Annotated in this window: 19 protein-coding genes; 10 read left to right on the top strand and 9 right to left on the bottom strand. The window is 33.8% G+C overall.

From position 1 onward, the window contains the following. The first annotated feature begins 256 nt into the window (after nt 1-256). From LXH21_RS04605 to LXH21_RS04580, 6 genes are all read left to right on the top strand, one after another. Entirely contained in the window at nt 257-1,114 is an 858-nt protein-coding gene (locus tag LXH21_RS04605; RefSeq protein ID WP_239863052.1) for a hypothetical protein, read from the top strand. 39 nt (nt 1,115-1,153) lie between these two features. Continuing rightward, the gene (locus LXH21_RS04600) at nt 1,154-2,203 is read left to right on the top strand and encodes a substrate-binding domain-containing protein (protein WP_239863051.1); all 1,050 of its coding nucleotides are present in this window, start codon (nt 1,154-1,156) and stop codon (nt 2,201-2,203) included. A 75-nt stretch (nt 2,204-2,278) separates the two neighbouring features. Continuing rightward, nucleotides 2,279-3,796: a sugar ABC transporter ATP-binding protein gene (locus LXH21_RS04595; RefSeq protein WP_239863050.1), complete on the top strand. Its 1,518-nt coding sequence runs from the start codon at nt 2,279-2,281 to the stop codon at nt 3,794-3,796. A gap of 27 nt (nt 3,797-3,823) precedes the next feature. Beyond that, nucleotides 3,824-4,795 (top strand): ABC transporter permease, encoded by a 972-nt coding sequence (locus tag LXH21_RS04590; RefSeq protein WP_239863049.1) that lies wholly within the window; start codon nt 3,824-3,826, stop codon nt 4,793-4,795. Between the two features lie 5 nt (nt 4,796-4,800). Then, nucleotides 4,801-6,294: a mannitol dehydrogenase family protein gene (locus tag LXH21_RS04585; protein WP_239863048.1), complete on the top strand. Its 1,494-nt coding sequence runs from the start codon at nt 4,801-4,803 to the stop codon at nt 6,292-6,294. Beyond that, entirely contained in the window at nt 6,294-7,187 is an 894-nt protein-coding gene (locus LXH21_RS04580; RefSeq protein ID WP_317208778.1) for a carbohydrate kinase family protein, read from the top strand. The genes LXH21_RS04585 and LXH21_RS04580 overlap by 1 nt, the downstream gene beginning before the upstream one ends. Nucleotides 7,188-7,425: 238 nt before the next feature. Here LXH21_RS04580 and LXH21_RS04575 read toward each other — a convergent pair whose 3' ends face one another. After that, nucleotides 7,426-8,910, bottom strand: coding sequence for a mannitol dehydrogenase family protein (locus LXH21_RS04575; protein ID WP_239863047.1), 1,485 nt, complete (start codon nt 8,908-8,910; stop codon nt 7,426-7,428). 161 nt (nt 8,911-9,071) lie between these two features. Here LXH21_RS04575 and LXH21_RS04570 point away from each other — a divergent pair, with 161 nt between their 5' ends. Next, nucleotides 9,072-9,833 carry an NrtR DNA-binding winged helix domain-containing protein gene (locus tag LXH21_RS04570; RefSeq protein WP_239863046.1) on the top strand — a complete coding sequence of 254 codons (762 nt, stop codon included), beginning with the start codon at nt 9,072-9,074 and terminating at the stop codon, nt 9,831-9,833. 40 nt (nt 9,834-9,873) lie between these two features. Here LXH21_RS04570 and LXH21_RS04565 read toward each other — a convergent pair whose 3' ends face one another. Together LXH21_RS04565 and LXH21_RS04560 are read right to left on the bottom strand one after the other, a co-directional pair. After that, on the bottom strand, nt 9,874-11,088 hold the full coding sequence (locus LXH21_RS04565) for an MFS transporter (RefSeq protein WP_239863045.1): 1,215 nt from the start codon (nt 11,086-11,088) through the stop codon (nt 9,874-9,876). A gap of 484 nt (nt 11,089-11,572) precedes the next feature. Then, nucleotides 11,573-11,929 carry a hypothetical protein gene (locus LXH21_RS04560; RefSeq protein ID WP_239863044.1) on the bottom strand — a complete coding sequence of 119 codons (357 nt, stop codon included), beginning with the start codon at nt 11,927-11,929 and terminating at the stop codon, nt 11,573-11,575. An 82-nt stretch (nt 11,930-12,011) separates the two neighbouring features. Here LXH21_RS04560 and LXH21_RS04555 point away from each other — a divergent pair, with 82 nt between their 5' ends. After that, nucleotides 12,012-12,371, top strand: a complete 360-nt coding sequence (locus LXH21_RS04555; RefSeq protein ID WP_239863043.1) for a winged helix-turn-helix transcriptional regulator — start codon at nt 12,012-12,014, stop codon at nt 12,369-12,371. A gap of 530 nt (nt 12,372-12,901) precedes the next feature. On the opposite strand, the gene LXH21_RS04550 is transcribed toward LXH21_RS04555, so the two are convergent. The 3 genes from LXH21_RS04550 to LXH21_RS04540 form a co-directional block, all read right to left on the bottom strand. Beyond that, on the bottom strand, nt 12,902-13,333 hold the full coding sequence (locus LXH21_RS04550; RefSeq protein ID WP_239863042.1) for a hypothetical protein: 432 nt from the start codon (nt 13,331-13,333) through the stop codon (nt 12,902-12,904). A 187-nt stretch (nt 13,334-13,520) separates the two neighbouring features. Further along, nucleotides 13,521-14,375 (bottom strand): hypothetical protein, encoded by an 855-nt coding sequence (locus tag LXH21_RS04545; protein ID WP_239863041.1) that lies wholly within the window; start codon nt 14,373-14,375, stop codon nt 13,521-13,523. A gap of 879 nt (nt 14,376-15,254) precedes the next feature. After that, nucleotides 15,255-18,128, bottom strand: a complete 2,874-nt coding sequence (locus LXH21_RS04540) for an NACHT domain-containing protein (protein ID WP_239863040.1) — start codon at nt 18,126-18,128, stop codon at nt 15,255-15,257. A gap of 785 nt (nt 18,129-18,913) precedes the next feature. Between LXH21_RS04540 and LXH21_RS04535 the strand changes: the two genes are divergently transcribed. Both LXH21_RS04535 and dcm read left to right on the top strand, forming a co-directional pair. Next, nucleotides 18,914-19,198 (top strand): DUF6471 domain-containing protein, encoded by a 285-nt coding sequence (locus tag LXH21_RS04535; RefSeq protein ID WP_239863039.1) that lies wholly within the window; start codon nt 18,914-18,916, stop codon nt 19,196-19,198. Continuing rightward, on the top strand, nt 19,188-20,552 hold the full coding sequence (dcm, locus tag LXH21_RS04530; RefSeq protein WP_239863038.1) for a DNA (cytosine-5-)-methyltransferase: 1,365 nt from the start codon (nt 19,188-19,190) through the stop codon (nt 20,550-20,552). The genes LXH21_RS04535 and dcm overlap by 11 nt, the downstream gene beginning before the upstream one ends. Here dcm and LXH21_RS04525 read toward each other — a convergent pair. The 3 genes from LXH21_RS04525 to LXH21_RS04515 all read right to left on the bottom strand — a co-directional run bounded on the left by LXH21_RS04525 (nt 20,506) and on the right by LXH21_RS04515 (nt 24,844). Continuing rightward, complete coding sequence (locus LXH21_RS04525; RefSeq protein ID WP_239863037.1) at nt 20,506-21,450, bottom strand: DpnII family type II restriction endonuclease; 945 nt, start codon at nt 21,448-21,450, stop codon at nt 20,506-20,508. The two genes, dcm and LXH21_RS04525, sit on opposite strands and share 47 nt — an antisense overlap. A 421-nt stretch (nt 21,451-21,871) precedes the next feature. Then, nucleotides 21,872-23,242, bottom strand: coding sequence for an NADH-quinone oxidoreductase subunit N (locus LXH21_RS04520; RefSeq protein ID WP_239863036.1), 1,371 nt, complete (start codon nt 23,240-23,242; stop codon nt 21,872-21,874). Nucleotides 23,243-23,407: 165 nt separating this feature from the next. Beyond that, nucleotides 23,408-24,844 carry a complex I subunit 4 family protein gene (locus LXH21_RS04515; protein ID WP_239863035.1) on the bottom strand — a complete coding sequence of 479 codons (1,437 nt, stop codon included), beginning with the start codon at nt 24,842-24,844 and terminating at the stop codon, nt 23,408-23,410. Nucleotides 24,845-24,850 lie beyond the last annotated feature (6 nt).

Here is a 24,850-nt window from a genome sequence, read left to right as displayed (position 1 = left end):
TCGTAATAGTTGATTTTTCTTTCTTTTACTCAATATTAAACGTAAAATATACGTAATAAGAAATTGATGTTTATCCCTTGTAAAATATGGTTTTATGTCAATAATGTGATCTTATAAATGAATTAAATGTTTTTTTAAGGCATAAAAAAAATATTTATGTCAAATTTAATTCTATCTTTGTTTTATTAAAGCGTAGATAATACGTTTTATTACAAACAACCACAGAAACAAATTAACTAAACACAAATCATTAATTATGAAAAAAGTAAACAGCTTCACGTCGTTCACTAATGGAGCAAAACTTAAAAAAAGACTAACTTTACAAGTAGTAGCTTTAGGAATGCTTTTCGGTGCAAATACAATACAAGCACAAGATAAAGCGATGGCAGAAGATGATTATGAGCCTTTTAGCTTTGGGCTTCAATTGAAGAACATGCACCTTTGGCATGGATTCGTTGTAACACCTGGGCCAATGGTTGCTACAAACTTAGAATACAATACTCGTGACAAAAAATTCACATTTGGTGTATGGGGTGGTGCGGGTGCAGCATCTGATGTAACTAATAAAGCTGGAGATCAAGTTAGCGCACACTACAAAGAATTCTCAATCTATACAGCATACCGTTTTTCAGATAAATTTTTTATAGAAGCAGTTTCTCATAATAACTATACAGGTGTTGAAGAAAGAGGAGATGTTTTACACTACTGGAGTTATGATAAAAGACAAGGATATAATTTTGTAGATTTAAACTTTGGTTACCAACTAACAAAAAGCACCTCTCTATATTTTGCTACAATTTTGGCTGGTGGTTCTGGAGATTATGAGGTGCAATCTGATGGCTCTTTTAAAGATTCATACACGCATTACTTAGAAGTTAAAAGTAAAGTATGGGAAAAAGGAAATAATAGACTATCACTTTTTGCAGGAGGAGCCTGGTCTTTTATAACAGATAAAACGTTTTATACAGAAGGTAAAGGAAATCTTATCAACGTTGGAGCAACGCTTACCAAAAAAGTCGCTCTAGGAAGTTATGTATTACCAGTTGACGTAACAGCAATGTGGAATCCAGAAAAACAAAAAACAGTACTACAAGTTGCTGCAAAAATATTTTAATTAAAGTAAATTTTAAATTAACAAACAAAACTACAAGATATGAAAACATTATTAAAAAGAATGGTTAAGCCACTATTGATGTTGGCAATTGTTGCCTCTGCAACTAGTTGTATCGATAAAGAAAAAACTGCTGAAGGTGATGCAGTAGCAACGCCAAGTGCTGGAATGAAATTCGAAAGTGCAAAAGACTTAAAAGGATTGAAAATTGGATATTGTTCTCCATCATTGGATGCACCATATTACCAAGCACTTTTGACAAGTATAAAAGAAACTACAGAGGCAAACGGAATGGTGTTTTTGTCAGCAGACGGTCAAGGTGATATCAGCAAGCAAATTGCAGCTTGTGAAGATTTAATAACAAAAGGTGTTGATGCTTTATTGTTAAACCCAAAAGATCCAGACGCATTGGTTGAGGTTACTAAAGTAGCTGCAAAAGCTGGAATTCCAGTATTTATTATTGACAGTTCTATCAACCCATCTGCAGAATTTGTAACTACAATTCAATCAAATAATTTAGCAAACGGTGAATTAGCTGGAGCATGGGCTGCCAAAAAATTCGGAAGTAAAAAAATGAATATCGCTTTGTTGAGTGGTAATGCTGGAAACCCAGTTGGTAAAACACGCAAACAAGGATTGTTACAAGGTATTACAGAGGAACAATTGAGAACTTTAGGATATATCAACCTTAATGTAGTTACACAAGCTTACACAGAGTGGACATATGCAGGTGGGCAAAAAGCGATGGAAGATGTATTGGTAGCACACCCAGATGTGAATGTTGTTATTACAGAATCTGATGTATGTGTATTAGGTGCGATAAAAGCAATTGCAAAAGCAGGAAAAACAGATGATATCTTAATCGTTGCTGGTGCAGACGGTCAAAAAGAAGCAATCAAATACATTATGGATACTGATTTTTACGGTTGTACTGCAATGAACAGCCCTGTGCAAATCGGAATCAATTCTGTTGAAGCTGCCATTCAATATATCAATGGTAAAAGAGATTTTTCTAAAATTTCGTTTACACCGCCATTGTTAATTACAAAGGAAAATGCAGCTAAATATTACGACCCAAAAGCATTGTTTTAATCTAATAAAAACCCGCTGGGTGTAAGTTATGTTGTTTAATAATTTCACCCAGAGGGATAATAAAACTAAAGTAGTATGGAAAATATGAAAAGTGAGTACCGAGTTGAAATGATCGGAATTACCAAAAGTTTTGGGGTAGTTTCTGTTTTGCAAGGTGTAAATTTAAAAGTCAAGCCTGGAGAGATACACGCATTGCTCGGGGAAAATGGAGCAGGGAAGTCTACTTTAGTAAAAATCCTAAGTGGTGTTCATCAAAGAGATAATGGAACAGTTTTGCTTAACGGCGTAGAAATTAATCCAAAAAACACACACGACGGACAAGTATTAGGTATTAGTGTTGTATATCAAGAATTGTCATTGGTAAATGATTTATCAGTTGCTGAAAATATTTACCTACACAAATTAGGAGCAAGTAAATTTTGGATGAATTGGAAACAAATCACCAAAGATGCTCAGGAACTAATTGACTCTTTGGGTTTTGTTATTGATGCTGGTGCGAAAGTGAGAGACTTAAGCATCGTTCAAAAACAAGTGGTAGAGATAGCCAAAGCATTATCTGAAGATACAAAGGTGTTGATTCTAGATGAGCCAACAACGGTTTTTGACCCTAATGATGCCAAAAAGTTATTTGCAAATTTATTAAGGTTAAAGAGTGAAGGAATGTCAATTATCTATATCTCACACCATTTGGATGAGATATTTAAGATTGCCGATACCATCACAGTTCTTAAGGATGGTGTAGATACCGGTAGTATGGCTACCAAAGATATTACCAAAGACAATGTAATAAAATTGATGATTGGTCGTGATTTAGATGAGTTGTATCCAACACGTGATGCAAGAGAAGATTTAGCTCCGGTTTTTGAAGTCCAAAACCTTTTTGGGAGTGATGGTTTTGTAAAAGATGTTTCATTCTCTGTTCATCCAGGTGAAGTCTTAGGAATTGCAGGATTGGGAGGTAGTGGAAGAACCGAAATGGCAAAACTTATTTTTGGTGCCGATAAAAAGAAATCGGGGACCTTAATTCTAAACGGTAAAATAATCAAAACTGATTCGCCTTTTGATGCTGTCAAGCATGAAATTGGATTTGTGTCTGAAGATAGAAAGGAAGAAGGAGTGTTTTTACCACTTTCGATTAGAAGCAATATCAGTATTACTAGTTTTAAACCTATCTCAAGTAAGTTAGGATTTATCAATAATCAAAAAGAATGTGAGAATGTTCGTGGTTTGATAAGTAAACTAAATATTAAAACGCCAAGCAGTGAAGTTGACGTTAAAAACTTATCTGGTGGTAACCAGCAAAAGGTTGCGCTGGCAAAATGGTTGAGTATTGATAGTAAGTTAATTATTATTGATGAACCAACAAGAGGGGTTGATGTTGGGGCGAAAATAGAAATATATAACCTCATAAATGAAGTTGCAAAAAAAGGAGTTGGTGTTATTGTTATTTCTTCAGATATGCCTGAGATTATGGGAATTGCAGACCGAATTCTAGTCATGCACAAAGGATCTATATTTGGCGAATTGCCAAAAGAGAAATTCACTGAAGAAAATATTTTAAGATATTCTATTGGCGAAGAATTAAAAGAATAAACACTAATAACATTAAAAATATAAAAAATGAATACATCTATAAATAAACAAGCAAATGGTTTAGGCGGAATATTGAAGTTTGTGATTAAGCACAATACGATCTTTATTTTTCTTCTTCTAGTAATTTTTTCAGCCTTCATATCGGATGTTTTTTTTACAGAAACCAACCTTTCAAATTTATTAAAACAAGTATCGGGAATCGGGGTAGTAAGTATTGCGATGCTAATTGTAATCTTAACCGGTGGTATTGATTTATCAGTTGGTTCACTTGTAGCTCTATTAGCCGTTACTTTTGCCATTTTAATAAATGTGGTGATTTTGCCTGTTGCTATCTTATTAACGATAGTACTAGGATTCGCTCTGGGTAGTTTCTCAGGGTATTTGGTAGCCTATCAAAAAATGGCACCATTTATTGCAACTTTAGCATTAATGACGATTGCTAGAGGTTTGGGTTTTATTTATTCAAAAGGTTCTCCTGTAACTTTCAATTCTCCAGGAGGTTCATTTATGTCTGATTTTGCAAATAACTCTACTTTATTTGTTCCAAATATTGCAATCGTATTTTTTATTATCGTTGCCTTGGCTGCAGTAATGTTAAAATACAATGTGTTTGGAAGATTGGTAATCGCAATGGGTAGTAATGAGGAAGCTTCTCGTTTATCTGGAATAAAAGTAAGTAAATATAAGTTTTTAGTATATGCAATATCAGGTTCTTTAGCTGCTGTTGCCGCAATTATCACCGCTTCAAGAACCAATTTAGGTTCTCCAAACATGGGTTTTTCTTGGGAATTAGATGCCATTGCAGCTGTTGTTATTGGTGGTGCAAGTCTTAATGGTGGTAAAGGGAATGCAGTAAACACACTTATGGGTGTATTAATATTGGGATTAATAGGTAATATATTAAATCTTCTTAATGTTCCTTCTTATCCGCAACAAGTTGTAAAAGGAGCTATCATCATCTTAGCCGTATTGTTTCAAAAAATCGAAAGCAAAAAATAGTAATCATGACAAATCATAAATTAAATAACAGTAGTTTGAAAGAACTTACTGCGGGGGTTTCTGTGCCAAGATACAACAGATCAAATGTAAAAGCAGGTATTGTTCATGTTGGTGTTGGTGGGTTCCATAGAGCGCACGAAGCCATGTACTTAGATCAATTATTACACGACGAATCCAACTCAAATTGGGGTATTTGTGGAGTAGCCTTATTGTCTTTTGATCAAAAAATATACAATACGCTTAAGGATCAAGATGGTTTGTATACACTGGTTGTAAAAGAGCTTGATGGTACATTGACAAAAAGAGTAATAGGATCAATCGTCGAATATCTATTTGCTCCAGATAGTCCTAAGGCGGTAATCGAAAAAATGGCAAATCCAGACGTTAAGATTATAACTCTAACAATTACTGAAGGCGGTTATAATTTAAATGAAGCTACTGGTGAGTTTAACTTGGATAATCCTCAAATTATTCACGACAGTAAAAACCCAGAAGATCCAAAAACAATCTTCGGTTATTTAACGCAAGCATTAAAATTAAGAAAAGAACAAAATACAGGTGCAGTAACTATTCTTTCATGTGATAACATTGAAGGTAACGGACATGTAACCAAAAAAATGCTTTTGTCGTATGTGGCATTTGCAGAACCGCAATTATTAGCTTGGATCGAAAGTAATGTTTCGTTCCCAAACAGTATGGTTGACAGAATTACACCTGCAACTATGCCTGCTGATATTGCTGAACTTAAAGAAGTATCGGGCATAGAAGATCAATGGCCAGTGGTTTGCGAATCTTTTCAACAATGGGTAATAGAGGATGACTTTATTGCAGGTAGACCAAATTTGGAGGCTGTTGGCGTTCAATTTGTAAAAAATGTGGCTCCTTTTGAAAAAATGAAATTAGGATTGTTAAACGCAGGTCACTCTGTGGTTGGGATTCTAGGAAGTTTGTTAGGGTATGCTACTATTGATGAAGCGGTGACAGATCCTGCAGTTGGAACTTTCTTAGCTAATTATTTAGATGTTGAGGTAACGCCAATTCTTCGTGATCTAGACGGAATGGACTTAACAGCCTACAAACAAACTTTGATTAATCGTTTTAGCAATATTTACATCAAAGATCAAATTGATAGAATTTGCTCTGAGTGTTCTGCCAAAATCCCTAAGTTTATTTTACCAACGGTACAAGAACAATTAAAAGGTGATCAAGCAGTAAGTCATGCATCATTTGTGATCGCGGCTTGGGCCATCTATAGTTTAGGTTACAATGAGAAAAACGAGGCAATCAACATCAAAGATGCATTGCAAGAGATACTTTTTGCACAGGCTAAATTGGCACAAACCAATCCAAAAGCATTTTTAGAGCTAGAAGCTGTATTTGGAAACTTGAGTAAATCAGATGTTTTTGTAGATGCTTTTGCAAAATCTTACAAAGATATTGTATCTTTTGGGGTCAAAAAGTGTGTAGTAGAGTTGAATAGCAAATCTTTAAGTAAATAATGATGATAAAGGCAACCTGTTTTGGAGAAATTTTATGGGATGAATTTCCAACTCATAAAAAAATTGGAGGAGCACCACTTAATGTAGCTGTTAGATTGCAATCAATGCAAAATCAAGTAGCGGTAATTAGTAGTGTTGGAGTTGATCAAAAAGGAGAGCTTTTGCTTGACTTTATGAAAGAAAACAATGTAGAAACCAAAGGGGTTCAACTTGATGCCAATTATAAAACTGGTAAAGTAAAAGTAGTGCTGGATGAGTCAGGATCTGCTTCTTACGATATTATGCAACCACGTGCTTGGGATAAAATAGCCTTGACAGATGCTGCGATTGAACTTACTCAAGAATCTGATGTATTTGTTTACGGCAGTTTGGCTTCTAGAGATTTAGTGTCTAGAGCCACATTATACGAGCTTTTAAAAGTAGCAAAGTACAAAGTGTTTGATGTTAATCTACGCAAGCCTTACTACAGCGCAGATGTATTGTCACATTTGATGAATGAAGCCAATTTTATTAAATTCAATGATGACGAAATTTTCGAAATCGCTGGCTTACTTGGTTCAGATTCTCAAACATTAGAGGTTACTATTTTGTTTATTGCTCAAAAAACCAATACAGATTGTATATGTGTAACCTTGGGAAGTAAAGGAGCTATCTTGTATTTTGAAGGAGAGTTTTACTCCAATGCTGGATATAAAATCACGGTTGCCGATACAGTAGGTGCAGGAGATTCATTTTTAGGAACACTAATCAATAAGTTGGTCAAAAAATCAGATCCACAAGAGGCGATTGATTACGCTTGTGCAATTGGTGCTTTGGTAGCAAGCCATGAGGGAGCAAATCCAAAAATTGAAGAATCGGAAATCAATAAATTAATGGGAAAGACAGTTTCTTAATCGAAGCTTCTACGATATAATATAGATGTTTCTCCATTAAGGAATTTTGAGTATTTCGTCAAAGTATTTCTTAATTTCTTAATGGTTATATTTTTAAAATAGTCTTGTTTTTGCAAGTATTATTAATTCAAATTATTACAATTTTTAACTTGAACTTTTTTAGAATTTGTCGTTAAAACTTCATGATAGCCATCATGAAGTTTTTTTATGCAGTAAAGTGTAATTTTCGAACTAATTTCTAAGAGACATTCCACATTTGAATGGAACTTTTCACTGTATTTTCTCTTAGCAAACTTAGTGCTTCGAGATAATGAGTAACAAAATCTTCTTTGGTGCTTAGATCGTCAAAAATAGATTTGATTTCGATAAACTTCAAAGGGTTTTGTATCGAAAGTGCTGCGGTTCTAATCAAAGTACCACTCTTGGTATCTATAATGTCATACGGATGATCATTATCATCAACACCATCATTGTATTTTGCCCAGGCGGCAATAATAAATGCTGCACTTTTAACATTCTTATCATTTGCTAATTGATGATTTATGGTAGGCAATACAAACAACGGAATCTTAGCAGAACTCTCTTGACAGATACGAAATAATTGGTCATTGATATGTGGATTTCGAAACCTAAAAATTAAATTCTTTTTATAGCTCTCAATTCTTTCTTTGTCAGAGTCGGTAAGTGTTGGGGTTACCTCGTTATCTAGAAATTTTTTAAGAAAAAGCATAAAATCTTCGTCCTTTGAGGTCTCGTATACTGTTTTGTATCCATGTAAAGTCCCTAGAATACCTAGAATAGTATGACTGGCGTTTAACAGACGCAATTTCATGTTTTCAAACGGTGTGATATTGTCTGTGTACTGCACGCCTACTTTATCCCAGACAGGTCTGCTATGAATAAATTTATCTTCGATTACCCATTGTGAGAAAGCTTCGCAAACGACCGGCCATTGGTCATCAATAAAAAAATCTTCTTTAAGCGTCTGAATATCTGCTGAATTTGTGATAGGTGTAATTCTATCGACCATCGTGTTGGGAAAGCTCGTATTGGCTTTAATCCAATCCAAAAGATCTGGCTCTGTCTTGCTTACATAATTATATAGCGACTGCCTCATTGTATCTCCATTTGATTTAATATTGTCGCAGGACAAAATGGTGCAACCCGGTAGGTTTCTTAGTTTCCTTAATTTAAATGACTGTGTCAAATATCCAAAAACGGTTTTAGGGCTAAAAGGGTTTTTAATATCTTCGGTCACTGCAGGATGGTTGATGTCAAACTCCCCTGTAATTTCTTTTAGATGATAACCATCTTCTGCAATCGTCAAAGAGATAATTTCGATATTCGGATTGGCCATCTTTTCGATTACGGCCAATGGGTTTTCAGGTCCATAAAAATATTCGACAATTGAGCCTATTATTTTTGCTTTATGAGCACCGTTATTTTCTTTGGTGTAAAGTGTAAAAAGTCCGTCTTGATCTTTTAAAACACTATATATTTTTCGATCGGACTCCAATAAATCAACACCGCAAATTCCGTAGTTTAGTTCTTTGTACTTATCAATCAACTCATGTACGTAATAAGCTTGATGGGATCGGTGAAAGTTACTTACGCCTATGTGTAAAATACTGGTGTTAATTTGATTTCTATCGTATGATGGGATAGCAACATCTTTAGGCAGTAGTGTTAGATTTTCAGCATTTAGATAATAAGATTTCGCCATGAGTAAACTTTACAATGAATTTTAAAACGTTAAAAATACGCAATTATATTCGAAAATGTCCCATAATAATGCGTGCTAAAAGGATTTATTGGTTGATAAAATAATTAAAAACAGCTATATTTGTGTTATGTGCAAAATATTGCCAAAGTGAATCCCCAATCATGGACTTTAGAAAAATAAATAATTTATCGGTAGACTGTGTGATATTTGGTTTAGGACCCGATAATCTAAATGTTTTACTTCAAAAGCGCAGCTTAAATCTTTACAATGAGAATTATCCTGTAATTGATGATTGGATCATTCCGGGCGAGAATGTGTTTAAGAGTAATAGCTTGGGACAATCTGCAGATAAAATTTTAAAAGACATTTCTGAAGATCATTTTACCAATAAAAAGCAATTTAGAACCTACGGAAGTCACAAGCGAGTAAAGTCGGATAAGGATTTGTTATGGGTGCGTAGCCAAGGTGCAGAAGCGCGAACGATCACTGTGGTCTACTACTTAACTATGCCACAAGATCATATAGAATTGGTCGAAGGGAGCGATTTGCAATGGTTTCCTGTAGAGTCATTGCCAGAAGTTGGTTTTGATCACCATTTGATTATAAACGATTCGTTTGAAGATTTAAAAAACAAAATCACAACCGAACCAGTTTTGTTTGATTTGGTTCCTGTAAAATTCACTTTAAACGAATTGCAAACCGCCTTTCAGATTTTACTGAATATCGAACTAGACAATAGAAACTTTAGAAAGAAAACATTGAGCAAGCCCTATATTGTTCCGCTTGATGATAAACGAAAAGTTGCCGGTTCCAAAAAACCATCTAAATTGTATATGTTCAGCAAAGATGTCTATGACAAAATCGCCGAGAAAGATTTTATGATCGGTACGATTTTGGTATTCCTACTCAAACTTTTTATTTAGAGATCCTAATATTTTTATTTTCGAATGGATTATAATGATGTTATTGCAGTGCTTTAACTCGCGAAACCAAAAAGGCAATGATAAGTCCGAATATTCCAATGAAGGCAAAGGAGAATCGCAATCCAAATAATTCTGCGATATATCCAATTACGGGGGGTCCCATCAAGAAGCCGAGAAAACTCACACTCGTTACCATTGCAATAGCTTCGCCAGGAGGAATATGAGGCGTTTTACCTGCTACACTATACAGTGTAGGCACAATCGTCGATACACCTAGACCAACAAGCATAAAACCAATGGTTGCGGGAATAAGAATTGGGAAAAGAACAGCGGTAAATAATCCTATCGAAATCATAAAGCCACTTATTTGGATGACTTTTTTACGTCCGTATTTGGTAATCAATCCGTCTCCCAAAAAGCGTCCTGTTGCCATCATAATCATAAATGAGGTATAACCCAAAACAATCAGTGGGCCAGGTGCTTTGACAACTTCTTCAAAATATACACCGCTCCAGTCAAACATGATTCCTTCGCTCGCCATACATCCAAAACCGATGATTCCCAGTGACAACAAAGCGGGATCGGGTTTTGTAAATAATTTTTTCTTTTCGCCTGTTTTCGGGTATTCTTTGGCTTTGATTAAGAATTTATAATTAAAAATAATGAGCAAACATACAATCACTGCTACAATCGAAAAGTGTTGAAAAGGGGTCATTTCGAATGACAACATTCCGATGCTGACCAATGCTCCAGTAAATCCAGCAAAACTCCAAACACCATGAAATGAGGTCATGATATTTTTATTGAATAATTTCTCGGTATAAATTCCTTGTGTGTTGATGGCGATACTGTTCATGTTACCACACATTCCAAATAAATACAAACCAAAGGCTAATTGCCAAGGAGTGGACACATACCCCATAAGAGATAAAAAACCACCGTACATAGCCAAGGAGAACAATACCAAACGATGGCTTCCGTAGCGAGTCACTAGTCTACCTGCAAAAGGCATCATGGTCAATTGTCCAAGTGGTAATGCTAGTAATATATTTCCCAAATCAGCAGCACTTAAATCCAAGGCCACTTTTATGTCTGGGATTCGGCTCGCCCATGTAGAAAAGCACAAACCCATCCCGAAATAGAAGGAAGAGACCGCCCAACGAATGCGAGTTAAATAAGAAGCTTTTGCTTTCCTAAAACTCTTTTTTATTTTTCCTTGCGCTCTAAAATTACCAATGAAATTTAATCGAATCAAAATTTTTGTTTTGCAGTTGAGAAATGCAAAAATACGAAAGATGATTTTTATAAGAGTAGTATCTCAAAACGGATTTATTACTTTAACGTTTTAAGTGATTGCTATCGTTGTAGTTGTTAATTTTCAGGGTGCAAGTATATGATTTTCAGCGAGAATTTTGCTTTTTGGTTAGTCTTTTTGTTATTTATCCCATAAATTTGATCCATTTAAAAGGTACTAAAAGCTCTAGGAATACGAACAATAGTTCCGCTTAATTAAAGCTAATTAAATGGCAGTTAAACATTGCTTTTTTTCTTTCTCTATAATTATTTTTTCAACTAAGTCTCTAAATGTTTTTAAATTATCTATTACAAGTTCTTCTTCTTCTTTCTCAAAATTCGAAAAATTTAGTAATTTCCAAAAACCTTGTTTTATTCTTCTTGTTTCAGTTATATGGATGCGATTGAAGGGACAAGCATCCATATAACACTAGCTATGTTAATTACTATTCATTAAGTTGAAGGTATTCAATTATTTTACCATCGTTTTGTTCAACTATAAAACGAACCCCGGTACTTACTCTATTAACAGGAATAATTATTCTTTTTGATTCTTTTTCAACTATTTCCCAATAAACATCCAAATTATCAACTATAAATATGGCATTTACTAAGCTAGGAATTTTTAGTGCTTCAGGCTCATTTAAAGCACCCAATATAACAAAATGATCCACTAAATTCAGTTGATACCCATCGTGGGCTGCTGCCAATGAGACATTTTTTCCTGTTATTTTTTTATAGAAGTCTACTGTATTTTCAAAATCATCAGTAACAATTGGTAACAATACTTTTATAATTTCCATGAATATTATTTTTTTATATTTACTTCAAAGATATTTTGGTTGTCTGTAATTCACAATAACTCACTTTTTTATTAGTACTGAAATGATAAATAAAATTAAAGAAAGTTCTACCAATCAACTCAATAAACGAATATTGTCGGATAGATGCAGCGTAAATGACACTCTTGGTTTGATTGGTAAACGATGGTTGATGATGGTATTATATGAAGTTTCTCAAGGAAGTAATCAATTCTCATTATTAACTAAAAGCATTCCTGAAATTTCTGAAAATGTTCTAGCAATACGAATTAATAATTTGATTGATAATGATTTAATAGAGAAGATAGAGAAAATGAATACGACTCCGTTAGAGATAATTTATAGTATAACTGAAAAAGCGAAACAGCTGTTATCACTCGTTGATAGCTTAGGTAAATGGGATGAAAATTGGAATACTCAATAAATGTTAGCGTTGCAGTAAACATTTAATTTTTATAAATAATTTGATCGCTCGGTAATATCAATGTATACTCTTTATGGATAACTCAGAATTGTATTCTGTGCATGCTCCATTGAAACATTAAAAAAAATCTAATAATATTAGCTGTAAGTCATAATCTACTACAACATAAATAATGGCTGAGGTAAAATAATTATCCTCTAGAATTATTAGAATTTTTTTCGTTCACAGGATTATAAAAAATTTAAAACTGCCGCCTTTTATGCTTTGATTATTTGCTCAGCTTCTTAGGCACTTAATGCAAGACCGCGCTATCTACATATGATGGAATTTACTGTATATCCGTGTAGTCGGGATTTTTAGTACAGTTCGTTTTCATATGGTTCAACGTCTTGAATTTTCGGTAAAGGCCTTATGAGTATTTTCTTTTTAAAACTAGTCGGAAGCTTATCGTCTTGTTCTCCAAAATTTTCTGTTTTTTCAATTCTAATACCCGTTATAAGATTAAAGTCTGTAGTGTAAATTGTTCCGTGTCAATCAGATGATATTGATGAGAAACCAATTAATTCAAAGTTTCTATTTTGAAATCTGAATTTATGTTCAAAGTGTCCTCTTAACAATCCAAAATTAACATTAATCACTCCTTGATTAATTGTAATATCCATAAATCCATCACCTGTTCGGTATCCATCTCTTCCATTAGGGAATTGCGGAGCAATTATTTTGGTTGAAGTAGCGATTAATTTAAATCCACCTGTTGGTTGAGCAAAAACAATTTGAAGTTTATAAGGTGAATTTCGATTAATAGTATCTTGGGTGACTATTACCTTATCAATTAAATTGTCATTATTTAAATCCCCGCTTACTTCTGTGACTAGAAAAGTATAAGTATCTTTTTTAATTTTGGTTTGTGAAAATACAGTAACATAAATCAATAGAAATAATAGTAGTGGAAGCTTTTTCATCACGTTTAAAGGTTTTATTTTTAGCTGTCTGACCGAAACGGACTGCTGACGGTTTTAGGCTTGGCGAATGTGGCAATTTTTACCTCAAATGTTGATGTGGAGACCAAAACTTTGATTAATCACAACTGTACCCGCGGAGTATTGAACCGCCACTTTTGCCAAACTCGTTTTAGCCACAGCAATTCTTTCAGCATCCAACAGTTGTGTGTTCTCCTATTGGTTTCACTACTTCTGTTTTGTTCGCAGGTGTTGACAAATAAATTGTCTGATTTGTTGCATTATAATGTCCTGAAGTATCAATTATCAAGTCTAGAATTCCGTCCCCGTCAATATCACCTGCAAATAATAGTTCTGCCATTTGCTCGTCAAAATTTGGTTGGGCAACAAGAAGACTTTTGTGTTGTTGTCCGTTTATTGTGGCTGTTAAATAAAGTTTGTAATTCCGAACGCTAAACCACTCTGGGTCGTCCTGCACTTTCTTTTTACTTCCTGTTGCATATATTTGGTAGTTGATGCCTAAATAGTTAATTCGTAAGGTATCGCCAGGAAAGAGTTTTTCTTTTGGTAGAATGGCTTGTTGAACATTATGAGGTGACAAATATTTTAAAGCTTGAATTAAAATAATTGAAGTGTCTTTGTTTACGGTTTTAACTTCCCAACCAGTCTTTTCATTTTCATCCTCGTCCACAACTGGATCAATAACTCTTTTAGTTTTCAGCTTCGTTTCTGCAAGGTAATAACCTGTCTTACCTTGAAAAAGTCCGAACCATTTTTCTTTATCTGCGTTATCCCAAACTTCATCACTGTGAAATGTACCCACGGTCAACACTTTGACTGATAAAGTGCTGTCAATAGGAAAAGAAGTATAATCGGAGGTGTTGGAGTCGTTGTTTGATTTATTTATAACATCATCAACAGCTGTAAGAGTGTCAGTCACTGATTTTTTACTTTGAGGACTATGCTGTTGACTTGAATTGTTACATGCTGTCAGTCCTAAAACTGCGATAGTCAATGCTATTATTGTTTGTTTTGCTATTGTCATATTGTTGCTGTTAGTGTTTCGCTGCTTTGAGATGGATGGAATGCTAAAGGAATAATTAAAGTACCAAGGAATATAAAGCCAGTTAAAACAAGTCCAAGTATATCGAATATAAAATTTTCTATTTTAGAAAGAAATTCGTTCATTATTTATTATTTAGGTTATTGAATTCTTCCATTTTTTAGTAAACTTGCCTGTAACGTCAGTCAGTAAAAAACTAACATTTATTTGAATCAAATATAACACATAATGTAAAATAAAAAAGAAGAAAAGTTGTATATTTAAATATGCAACATATCACTGGAATTGCTCGCAATCAGCTATTTTTTACTAGTTTATAAGAAATCATTACTTCATACAAAGCGAGATTGAGAAACTTTCAAATCAATTTGACAGGATTCTAGAAAATAAATGGCAAACACAGTATGATTATGTTAATTTACAACATCAAACGCAGTATCAAAATACTGGACGTTCCCGATTTGATTACCAAACTTCTAAAATGGAATTCACCATACAAGGCAAAAGTCTTGCTTTTGCTAAAGACGAAGTATTTAAACCCGAATACAAACTTCCTTTCGTTCTAAATTAAATCAGCTGCCTAAGAAAATAGCCTTCTAAGAAGGCTTTATTTAAGTTGTGATATCGTAAAATTTAATTATTATTGTTGATTAATGAGGTTTTTTCACAGCCTGATGTGTCGCTTGTAACCGACAGTCGCGTATCCTTAGCAAACTGAGTTCTCAGTTTGCTAAGGATAGACTTTTTTCGTAAAACTACAACTTCTGGTTACCGAAAACTTCGCGATTGCGGTTACAGGCTGTTTGCAGCAGTTTTGTTTTGATGCTACTGGCTTACGTACTTTTAAGTCGCCCAAGAAACTTAAATATACGCGTAGTAATCTGTTTCCTGAATTCCTGAAATTTTGTCAATAGTTTCAAAAAGTGGAATGAAGTTTTTAAAATCCAATGGATTCTTCAACAATTTGATCTTCTTAGCGAATTTCGTTTTAACCCCACTTGAATCCTTGATCTTGTATAATCCAGGAACTCCGGAAGCTTTAACTAAGTCATTTTCAATTAATATCGAATCTTCAAAATAGTGTTCGATTGCCAAGTAAAAATTTTCTCGTTCTTGACGAACGTATTCTTCCCTAAAGTTGGGTACGGGTAATTTGATACCGAAAATATTTGCGCCAGACATTTGCTTTACTCTAGTAAAATCTTCGTAAAAATCAAATTGCAGACCATCAAATTGATTTATTCCTTCAGTGTCGTGGTCAAAAATTCCAATAATAAACTCGTTTTCACCTGATAAAGGTTTTGACTTATCAAGAAGAAATTTTACTTCATTCGCACCACCGCTCTTATTTCCAGCAGGCTTGACTTTCCAATATGGAATCTTCCCATCAGTAAGAATTGTGAAAGCATGTTCTAAAATTTCTGCATCTGTGGGACCTTCTGTAATGATTGTGACTTTTTTTCTTGATTCAATTGAGTCCAGCGGCGAAAATCTTAATTTGCTTGCAGGCAACTTTATTAGATCTCTAGTAACATCACTCATCTTTAAAAAAACTTGATGTAGCTGTTGTTTCATCACTTTATGTTCTGCGCCACTATCAAAGTACAAAGCAAAATCTGCAATTGTGACCAGATAAGGATCTTTTAATAGCTTTGTCTCATCAAACAATGTTTTCAAATAAGATGAATCACCGAATTTTTTTGAATGAAAAATGGCAGCGATTGTTAAAAGCTGATAACCTATGTTCGTTTGATTATCTTGTTTGTATTTCTCCAATAAACCTTGAAACGCTTGTGAAAGGGGTTCATTGAGCGTTGATGATAAAAAGTTCAGGTAGAAAAAGTACATGTTGAAAATTGACAATGCGGGCAAGCTCATATTCTTGAATAAGAAAACTTCTCCATCAATAATAATTTTTTTATACCACTCATGGAGTATCAAGCTTTGATCCAGCGCTATATCAACAGCCTCTCGTCTCAACTTATTGTCGGTTTGATATAAGGCTTGCAACAAATACCCCAATCCTAGAATTGCGTTATTATGTTCTTCTACTGTTGTTCCTCTCTTTATTCTAGTTAAAATTTCACGCAAAAAATTTGGCATATCTTTCGACTGTCCACCGTAAAATAAGGCTACATTTTGCCAACTTAAATCTAGAAAGTTTTCAACCAAATCAGATTCTAATTCTCTTTTGTGCTTAAATATTTCAAGAGAAGCATAATATTCTAAGAATGATTTATGAGAAAAATTCACATATTGTTCTTCCTCCATTCTTAAGATTCCCGAGCTTTCAATAAAAAACGACAAAAAATCGTCTAAAACTTCCGGAGCTATATCACTCGATTTATCCTGAAAATATTCTTTTAAAAAATTCAAAAAAGCACTTTTCGTGTAAGGTCGACCATTATTGTGTCGTAAAATTTCTAAAGCATAAAGAGATAATATACGTTCTCTAAAATTAAATTTTATTATTTCGAATCTTTTCGTAGCGGTTAATTTTCCGAGTATTAGTTGGTTAAAATTGTCATAGATATCGGAAATTGTCGCGGGGATTTCATAGTTTTCTTTTTCGTAGACAAGGGCGATTAACGATAGCGAAAGTGGAGTTAGAGGTAACTTCTGCAATATCCTGTTATCCTCTAGAGCTTCAATTAAATTGCTTGTAATTCCTGCATTATTAAAAAAACGAAATGCAAATTCTCTAATTTGAAGATCATTGAATTTACGGATTTGAAAAAAATTGACGTCCGCGCACAATGTGCTAATTTTTCCAGCTTTGATGGATCGTGTACTGAGCACATACCGTATAGAGCCAGACTCATTTAATTCGTTCAATTGGTCGATAACCTGCTTCTGTTCGCCTTCTTCGAAATCATCAATATTGTCAATTAGAAGTGTTAGATTGTACGATTTAAGTATTTCTTCCCATTCACCTTCAACTTTTCCGTGCAGTAATTTTGTTGCAGCTGTTACAATATCAAAATTAGAGGCATAGAGTAAAATTGGAGAGATAAATATAGGAAGCGTCTTTAAGTCTTTTTGTTCTTGTATCTGTAAACGTCCAATTTCTTTCAATAATGTACTTTTCCCAGAGCCCGTATCACCTTCAATAATACAGGATTTACCTCGCCGCATTATTTCAGCTTCGTTAACTTTATTAAGTTGAGACTTATTACTTTCTAAATCTTTTTTGATCTCATAGATCCTTGGCTTAATGTATATATCGAGCAGTTTTTTTGCTTTACTTTCCAAACCTTGAATATTAAGAAGTGCTGACTTCTCAACCATATCCTCCAGAAAATACTTTTCGTACGCTACCAAATCGAAATTTTCATACATCCAAAAATTTGGAAAATGTGCAGAAATTAATTCAATTAAAGTTTCGCGATGAATTATATCAAAACTAAATTCGAAGGACTTACGAAGATTTTTTTGTACTGATCCTGAAATATTGTAGCCAGTTATTAGAATCATCAAATGTGGCTGAGATGATTTGTGCGCAAGTTTTATTTTATCTTGAAGCTCTTTCAATTCAACATTACTTCCGGAAAGGTTTTTTTGATAGACATAAAATGCTGTCGAAAAAGTTGACAAACCTTCCTTAGTATCACTATTTATTAAATTAGTCGAATCGCTAATCAAGTTTTTATATCCTTCTTTTGCTAATACATTTAAAATAATCTCCTTGATTTTCGAAAGAGAAAGCTTTTCCAAACTATTAATTTGTTTATTCATAATTATGGTATGAGATGTCGTACTGCAAATATACTATAATATCACAGATCGGATTAAATGATAGACGTTCTTGAAAAAAATTGCTGCCAGCGGCAGTCTGTGAAAAAACTAACATTTTTTTGAATCAAATATAACACATAATGTCAAATAAAAAAGAAGAAAAGTTGTATATTTAAATATGCAACACATCACTGGAATTCCTCGTAATCACCTATTTTCTACTAGTTTAGATTAAATTATTACTTCAGATAAAATGAGAATTAGAAATAATCACACCAATTTGACAATACTTTAGAAAGTAAATGGAGAACACAGTTTAATATTGTTGGTTTACAACATCAAACGCAGTATCAAAATACTTGGCGTTCCCGATTTAATTACTAAACTTCTAAAGTGGAACTCACCATAGAAGGCAAAAGTCTTGCTTTTGCTAAAAACGAAATATTTAAACCCGAATACAGATTTCCTTTTGATCCAAATTAAATCAACTGCCTAAAAAAATAGCCTTCTTAGAAGGCTTTATTTAAGTTGTGTTATCATAAAATTTAATGATTATTGTAGAAAAAAGAGGTTTTTTCACAGCCTGACTTTCTCGCGCCCTACGCAGTTTGCGACTTACGAAGACGCGTATTTTCGCGCTAAACTAAAATACGAATAAAAACGGTAATTCTACTAAATTCGCAAATGGCGCAAGACATGTGTCACCTGCCGTATTTTTATTTCCGCCTTTTTATTTGCATATATGACAATAATTATCTAATATTGCAATATAAATCTATAGAATTATGTCAAACTGGGATGATAAAGCAAAACGATTACTAAAGTCAGAATTAGTCAAACGTGGTGTGTCAAATACAGATTTAGTTTTACTATTGAATGAAATTGGAGTTGAAGAAACCAAAGCAAGCATTGACAGCAAAATCAGTCGTGGTTGTTTTAGCGCTACTTTTTTGTTGCAATGTCTTACTGTAATAGGTTGTCAAAAAATTGAAATTGAAGATTATGAAAGTCAATTATTGATGGTTGCAGAATCAAATGAACCTTATAAAAAAAAGCAAAATGAAAAATAATACTGTAAAATTTATTGACCTTTTTGCAGGTCTTGGTGGAATTCGTTTAGGTTTTGAAAAAGCATTTAAAGATTTAGGAATGGAGACAGAATGTGTAATGACTTCAGAAATAAAACCTTATGCTGTAAAAACATTAATGCACAATTTTGGTCACGAGTTTTTGGCGGGTGACATTTTTGAAATTCGTAATGAATTTATTCCTGATTTTGACTTTTTATTAGGTGGTTTTCCTTGTCAGCCCTTTAGTGCAGGTGGAAAGCGTAAAGGTTTCTTAGATACAAGAGGTACTTTGTTTTTTGAAATTGAAAGAATTTTGAGAGAGAAAAAGCCTTATGGTTTTATTCTTGAAAATGTCGAAGGATTGGTAAAGCACGATTTAGAAAACAAAAGTGATGAAATAGGCAGAACACTAAAAACTATTTTACATACTCTCGAAAATGAATTAGGTTACAAAACAAGTTGGAAAGTTTTTGACAGTTTAGAATTTGGGTTGGCTCAATCTCGAAAAAGAATTTTCATTGTTGGTACAAAAGATGAAAAAATTGATTTGAATGGAAATCAGCCACGTTTTAAATCATTGGAAAGTGTTTTAGAAAAAGATTTACCAACATTAAAATCCGATTTTATAGACAAACTTTTGGCTCATTTTCCATTTGAAGATTTGTACGGAAAATCTATAAAAGACAAACGAGGTGGCGATAACAATATTCATAGTTGGGATATTGAGATCAAAGGAAGTGTATCTAAACAGCAAGCTGAAATTCTGAACAAATTGTTTAAGCAAAGACGTAAAAAACAATGGGCTGTTGAAATCGGAATTGACTGGATGGATGGAATGGCTTTGACTTTGGAACAAATAAATACGTTTATTGATTTACCAAAAGCTGAATTAAAAATCTTATTAGAAGATCTTACTAAAAAGGGATATTTGAAATTTGAACATCCTAAGAAGTTGGTCACGCTTCAAACAGAAAATGGCATTTCAACGTCACGGATATATGACGAAACCAAACCTAAAGGTTACAATATTGTAACTGGAAAATTGAGTTTTGAAATAAATAAAATACTTGACCCAAAAGACATTGCTCCAACTTTAGTAGCAACAGATGTTTCTCGATTAGCAGTTCCAGACGGAAATGGTTTGCGAAGATTGACTATTCGTGAGGGTTTACGACTGTTCGGTTATCCAGAATGGTACGAAATTCCAACAAAAGAGTACGATGCTTTCGATTTGTTAGGAAATACAGTCGCCGTCCCTGTGGTGGAATTTGTTGCCTCAAAAATAGTAGAAACTATAAATTTCGAATTTATGGGTTGGGATAATATTCATTCAAAACTTCATCAAGTACATTGAGAGTTCTTTGATTAAATACAAAATCGCTTGCATCATAAATTCTATGTAAATCGTTTTGTCTTCCAACCCATCCAAAACCATCACAGTAATTCAGCATAATAATTTTATTTGCTCGATGATTTGCATTATGTCGCATTAAAGCACCATAGAATTCTACAAGTTGGTCGGCTCTTTTTGATTGACCGCTTCCAGTGGTTATGTTATAAGATGATTCTATTAAAATTATTGGAGCGTCAACACCAGGTAGCAGAAAATCTATGTTTTTATTTAGAAGAGGAAACTCTTTTTGAAGTTCATATTTTAAAGAAGCATTATTATTGATTTTGTAATTATCAAGTCTCGATTGGATAATCTTCTCAACGTGAGCTCCAACTTTGTTTGAATACTTGTCTTGAATTTCATTATCGTTCAAAATTCTTTCAACATATTTGTAATCTCTTAAATCTTCGATGAAGTCAATTTCTTTAAGCTTGAAATTTCGCATATAATAAAGAGGAATTTCAGCACCGATTCTTGAATTTCTCCCGTTTATAAAAAATTCAATTAGAAGAATGCGAAATTCTACATTATTTTGAATAGTTCGACTAATTCTCCTAACGTCCCATTCGGTTCTAAATTCCTCTCCATTAAAACGATATCTCAAAAGAGAAACTACTCTTTTCAGTCTTTCTTCGGAAAGTCCAATTATAGAAACAAAAGCTTTCAATTTTTCTACTGGAGAAAAATTATCTGCCTCAGTCAAGAAGATGGATAATTCTTCTGGACTTGAGAAACGATTACAATTTGCATTAATATAATTTGTTAATGGTTCGATTGATAGTAGAAAATTATTATCAAAATCATCATCAATCATAAACGACATACTATTTTTCCAATCTTCAAATGATATTTTTGGCATTTTTATATTTTTTACAAATTTAGTTGTTTTCTTGTTGATTTAATGCGTTTTGTTGGTTTACATGTCAGGTAACTTCTATATGTATAACAAAATCATACATACTCATCCGATTTGTGGTAGATATGTATGATCCCCTGATACATTGCTATAGAAGCAAATATAAGTAAAACATGGTTACAAAAACAGAATTTTCTCACCAGCCCTAATCCTAGTACAAAACCTGTTGACGGGGGTGAGACTTCGGGATAAACCGCTATAAGATTGAAACGCCCCGAAACTTAGGGAGCAAGACCAATGATTCTTCATAACATCAAACTTTCTAATCTAAAAAAAGTAATATTGAAACAAAAAAAAACAGCAATAAACCAAAGTCTATTGCTGCTGTATATTTGTGTTTGCCGAAAATGTTTCGGATGTAGTTTTAAGCTAATAAATCCAATACAAGTGACGGGAAGAAACCTAATGCGATATTAAGCACGATAGCGATTACCGCAACGGCATAGATCACAAATGGAGTAGCTGTTCTAACCTCATTTGGTTCTTTGTTGTACATCGCTAAGATTAATTTGAAATAGTACCCAATACTGATAATAGAGTTGATTACTGCAACAATTACCAAAGAGATATATCCTGCTTGAATAGTTTGGTTAAATAGAAATAGTTTGGCAAAGAAACCTGCAAAAATAGGGATACCTGCCATAGACAATAAAGCCCCAGTTAATATAGCGGCCAATAAAGGATTAGTTTTTCCTAAACCATGAAAGTTATTGATGTCTTCATTGTTTTTGTTGTAGCATACATATAAGATAACGCTAAAGGCTGCAATACCTGCTAATGCATACGATGATGAATAATATAATAATGTTCCTGCTGCATTTGTAGTAATCAATAAAGTCATCAACATAAAACCAGCATGCGAAACCCCAGAAAAGGCCAACATACGTTTTACATTTACTTGTCGTAACGCCATAATGTTACCAACGGTCATCGATGCCATAGAAACAATTACAATCACGGTTTGAAACTCAGCTGAAATCTCAGCATTCATTGCCGTTAGTAATTTGAATAAAGTAGCAATCGCTACCACTTTGGCCAACGTACTCATTAATGCCGTTGTCAATGCTGGTGAACCTTCGTAAACGTCGGGAGCCCAAAAGTGAAAAGGTACCGCTGCGATTTTGAAAAGCATTCCGATAAAAACCAAAATAATTCCAATAGGAAACCACACTGGCAATTCAGCAGAATAAGACAGTTCACTAATCTCCGTAATATCAAAAGTTCCCATTGCTCCGTAGATTAAGCAAATACCAAACAGTATAATACCAGAAGCAAAAGAACCCATCAAGAAATATTTCATTCCGGCCTCGTTACTCTTAATGCTTTTTCTATCACTAGAGGCTAGCACGTACAGTGCAATTGACAGTACTTCGATTCCTAAGAAGAACATTGCTAAATTTCCGAAAGAAACCATAGCAACCGCTCCAGCAAGTAAAAATAATTTTATAGCGATAAAATCAGAAATGTGAGCCTGATTGTTTTCGTGAAACTTATGACTTAACGCAACCAAGAAAATTGTCAATACAATAAACAATGCAGAGAAAGAAGTCGAGAACTTGCTCACTATAATCATATTGTTGTAATAAGCTTCAGGGGAATTGAATTCAGAAATGTTCAATCCTAAAACAGCCAACAATCCAATAATACTGATTGGAATAATTGCTTTTCTAAAGTCGAAAATTTCCAATAAAAGGCATAAAATACCTAGTCCTATTATAGCTATTAATGTACTCATTTTTAATGTTTATGATTGTTTTATTTAGGGTTTAGGATTTCTGTTGAACCTGACTCTAAACCTTAAATGTATTATTTTATATTGATGTTTCATTATTAGTGTGACGATACTCTAGCTGTCCAAAAGTCTAGAATACAAAATCGTTACTCTTTAATCTGAAATCTTTTATCTATTTATCACAGTAAGAATATGCTCCAAACTTGGTGTAATCAAATCATTGATTGGTTTTGGATAAATACCAAAAACAAACAACACAGCAACTATTATAACTAGTGCAAATCCTTCATTGAAATTTACTTCGGCAAAAGGTTTTGTATTTGTTTCTCCCAACATAACGTGTTGGTACATTTTCAACATATAGTAAGCTCCAAGAATAATTGTTGTTCCACCCAAAACAGCGTACCAGATATTAATTTGTGATAAACTATATAACACAGTAAACTCACCTACAAAGTTGAATGTTGTTGGTAATGCCACCGATGCCAAAACTAATATTAGGAACAAAGAAGCAAATTTTGGCGTTTGTTTACGTATGCCACCCATGTCTGCAATATTTCTTGTTTCGTATCTTCTGTAAATGATTTCAGCTACAAAGAACAAACCTACTACCACAAAACCGTGAGCAATCATTTGTAAAACGGCTCCACGCAATCCATCTAGGTTTAGTGCATAAGAACCTGCTGCAATCAAACCAACGTGAGCTAGGGAAGAGTACGCTAATAATTTTTTCAAATCCTTTTGACGCAACGCTACAATAGATCCGTAGATCACACCTGCAATTCCAAGACCGATAAGGATATCCATATATTCTTTCGCTGCATTTGGTGCAATTGGCAATTGCCAACGGATGACACTGTACAATCCCATTTTTAGCATGATACCAGAAAGTAACATTGTTCCCACTGCGGGTGCTTTTTGATATACTTTTGCTTGCCATGTATGAAAAGGAATCAGCGGAATTTTAATAGCATAAGCCAAGAAGAAGGCTCCAAAAATCCATGTTTGCTCTTCGAGAGTTAAGTCAAGTGCGTATAAATCTTCAATCATAAAGCTTCCTGCCTTTTGATACAAGTAGATGAAAGCAACTAGCATGAATAGGGATCCTGCAAGTGTATAGATAAAGAATTTTATCACTGCATCTTTGCGGTCTTCGGCATCGCCATTCCCCCAAATCAAAGCGATAAAGTATATCGGAATCAAAGACAACTCCCAAAAGATGTAATATAAAAGTCCGTCAGCAGCTAAGAATGTTCCTGCCATAGCAAATGCCATAAACAAAATCAGACTGTAAATACTTTTGGCATTTTTAAATTCAGTTCCAAAAGAAGAAAAGATAATTATAGGAGTCAATGCAGTAGTTAATAATAACATCGCGATTGACAAACCATCTGCTGCTAGAGCAAAGGCTATTTTTGGTTGGTTGATCCAAGGTGCAACAAAATTAATGTCTTCACCAAGTGAAAGGCTATTAAGCAAAGCAATACTAACACCAAATGCACCCAAGCTGAAAACTAAAGCTACTTTTGAAGCTAATTTGTCGCCTGATAGATAGGTTATAAGAGCACCAGCTAAAAGAATTATTAATAGAAGAGATACGTTCATAATAAA

The sequence above is a fragment of the Flavobacterium algicola genome (genome assembly GCF_022399565.1).
Lineage (GTDB): Bacteria > Bacteroidota > Bacteroidia > Flavobacteriales > Flavobacteriaceae > Flavobacterium > Flavobacterium algicola.
Note: the sequence above shows the minus strand (reverse complement) of the source record. Positions and strands in the feature narration are given on the sequence as shown.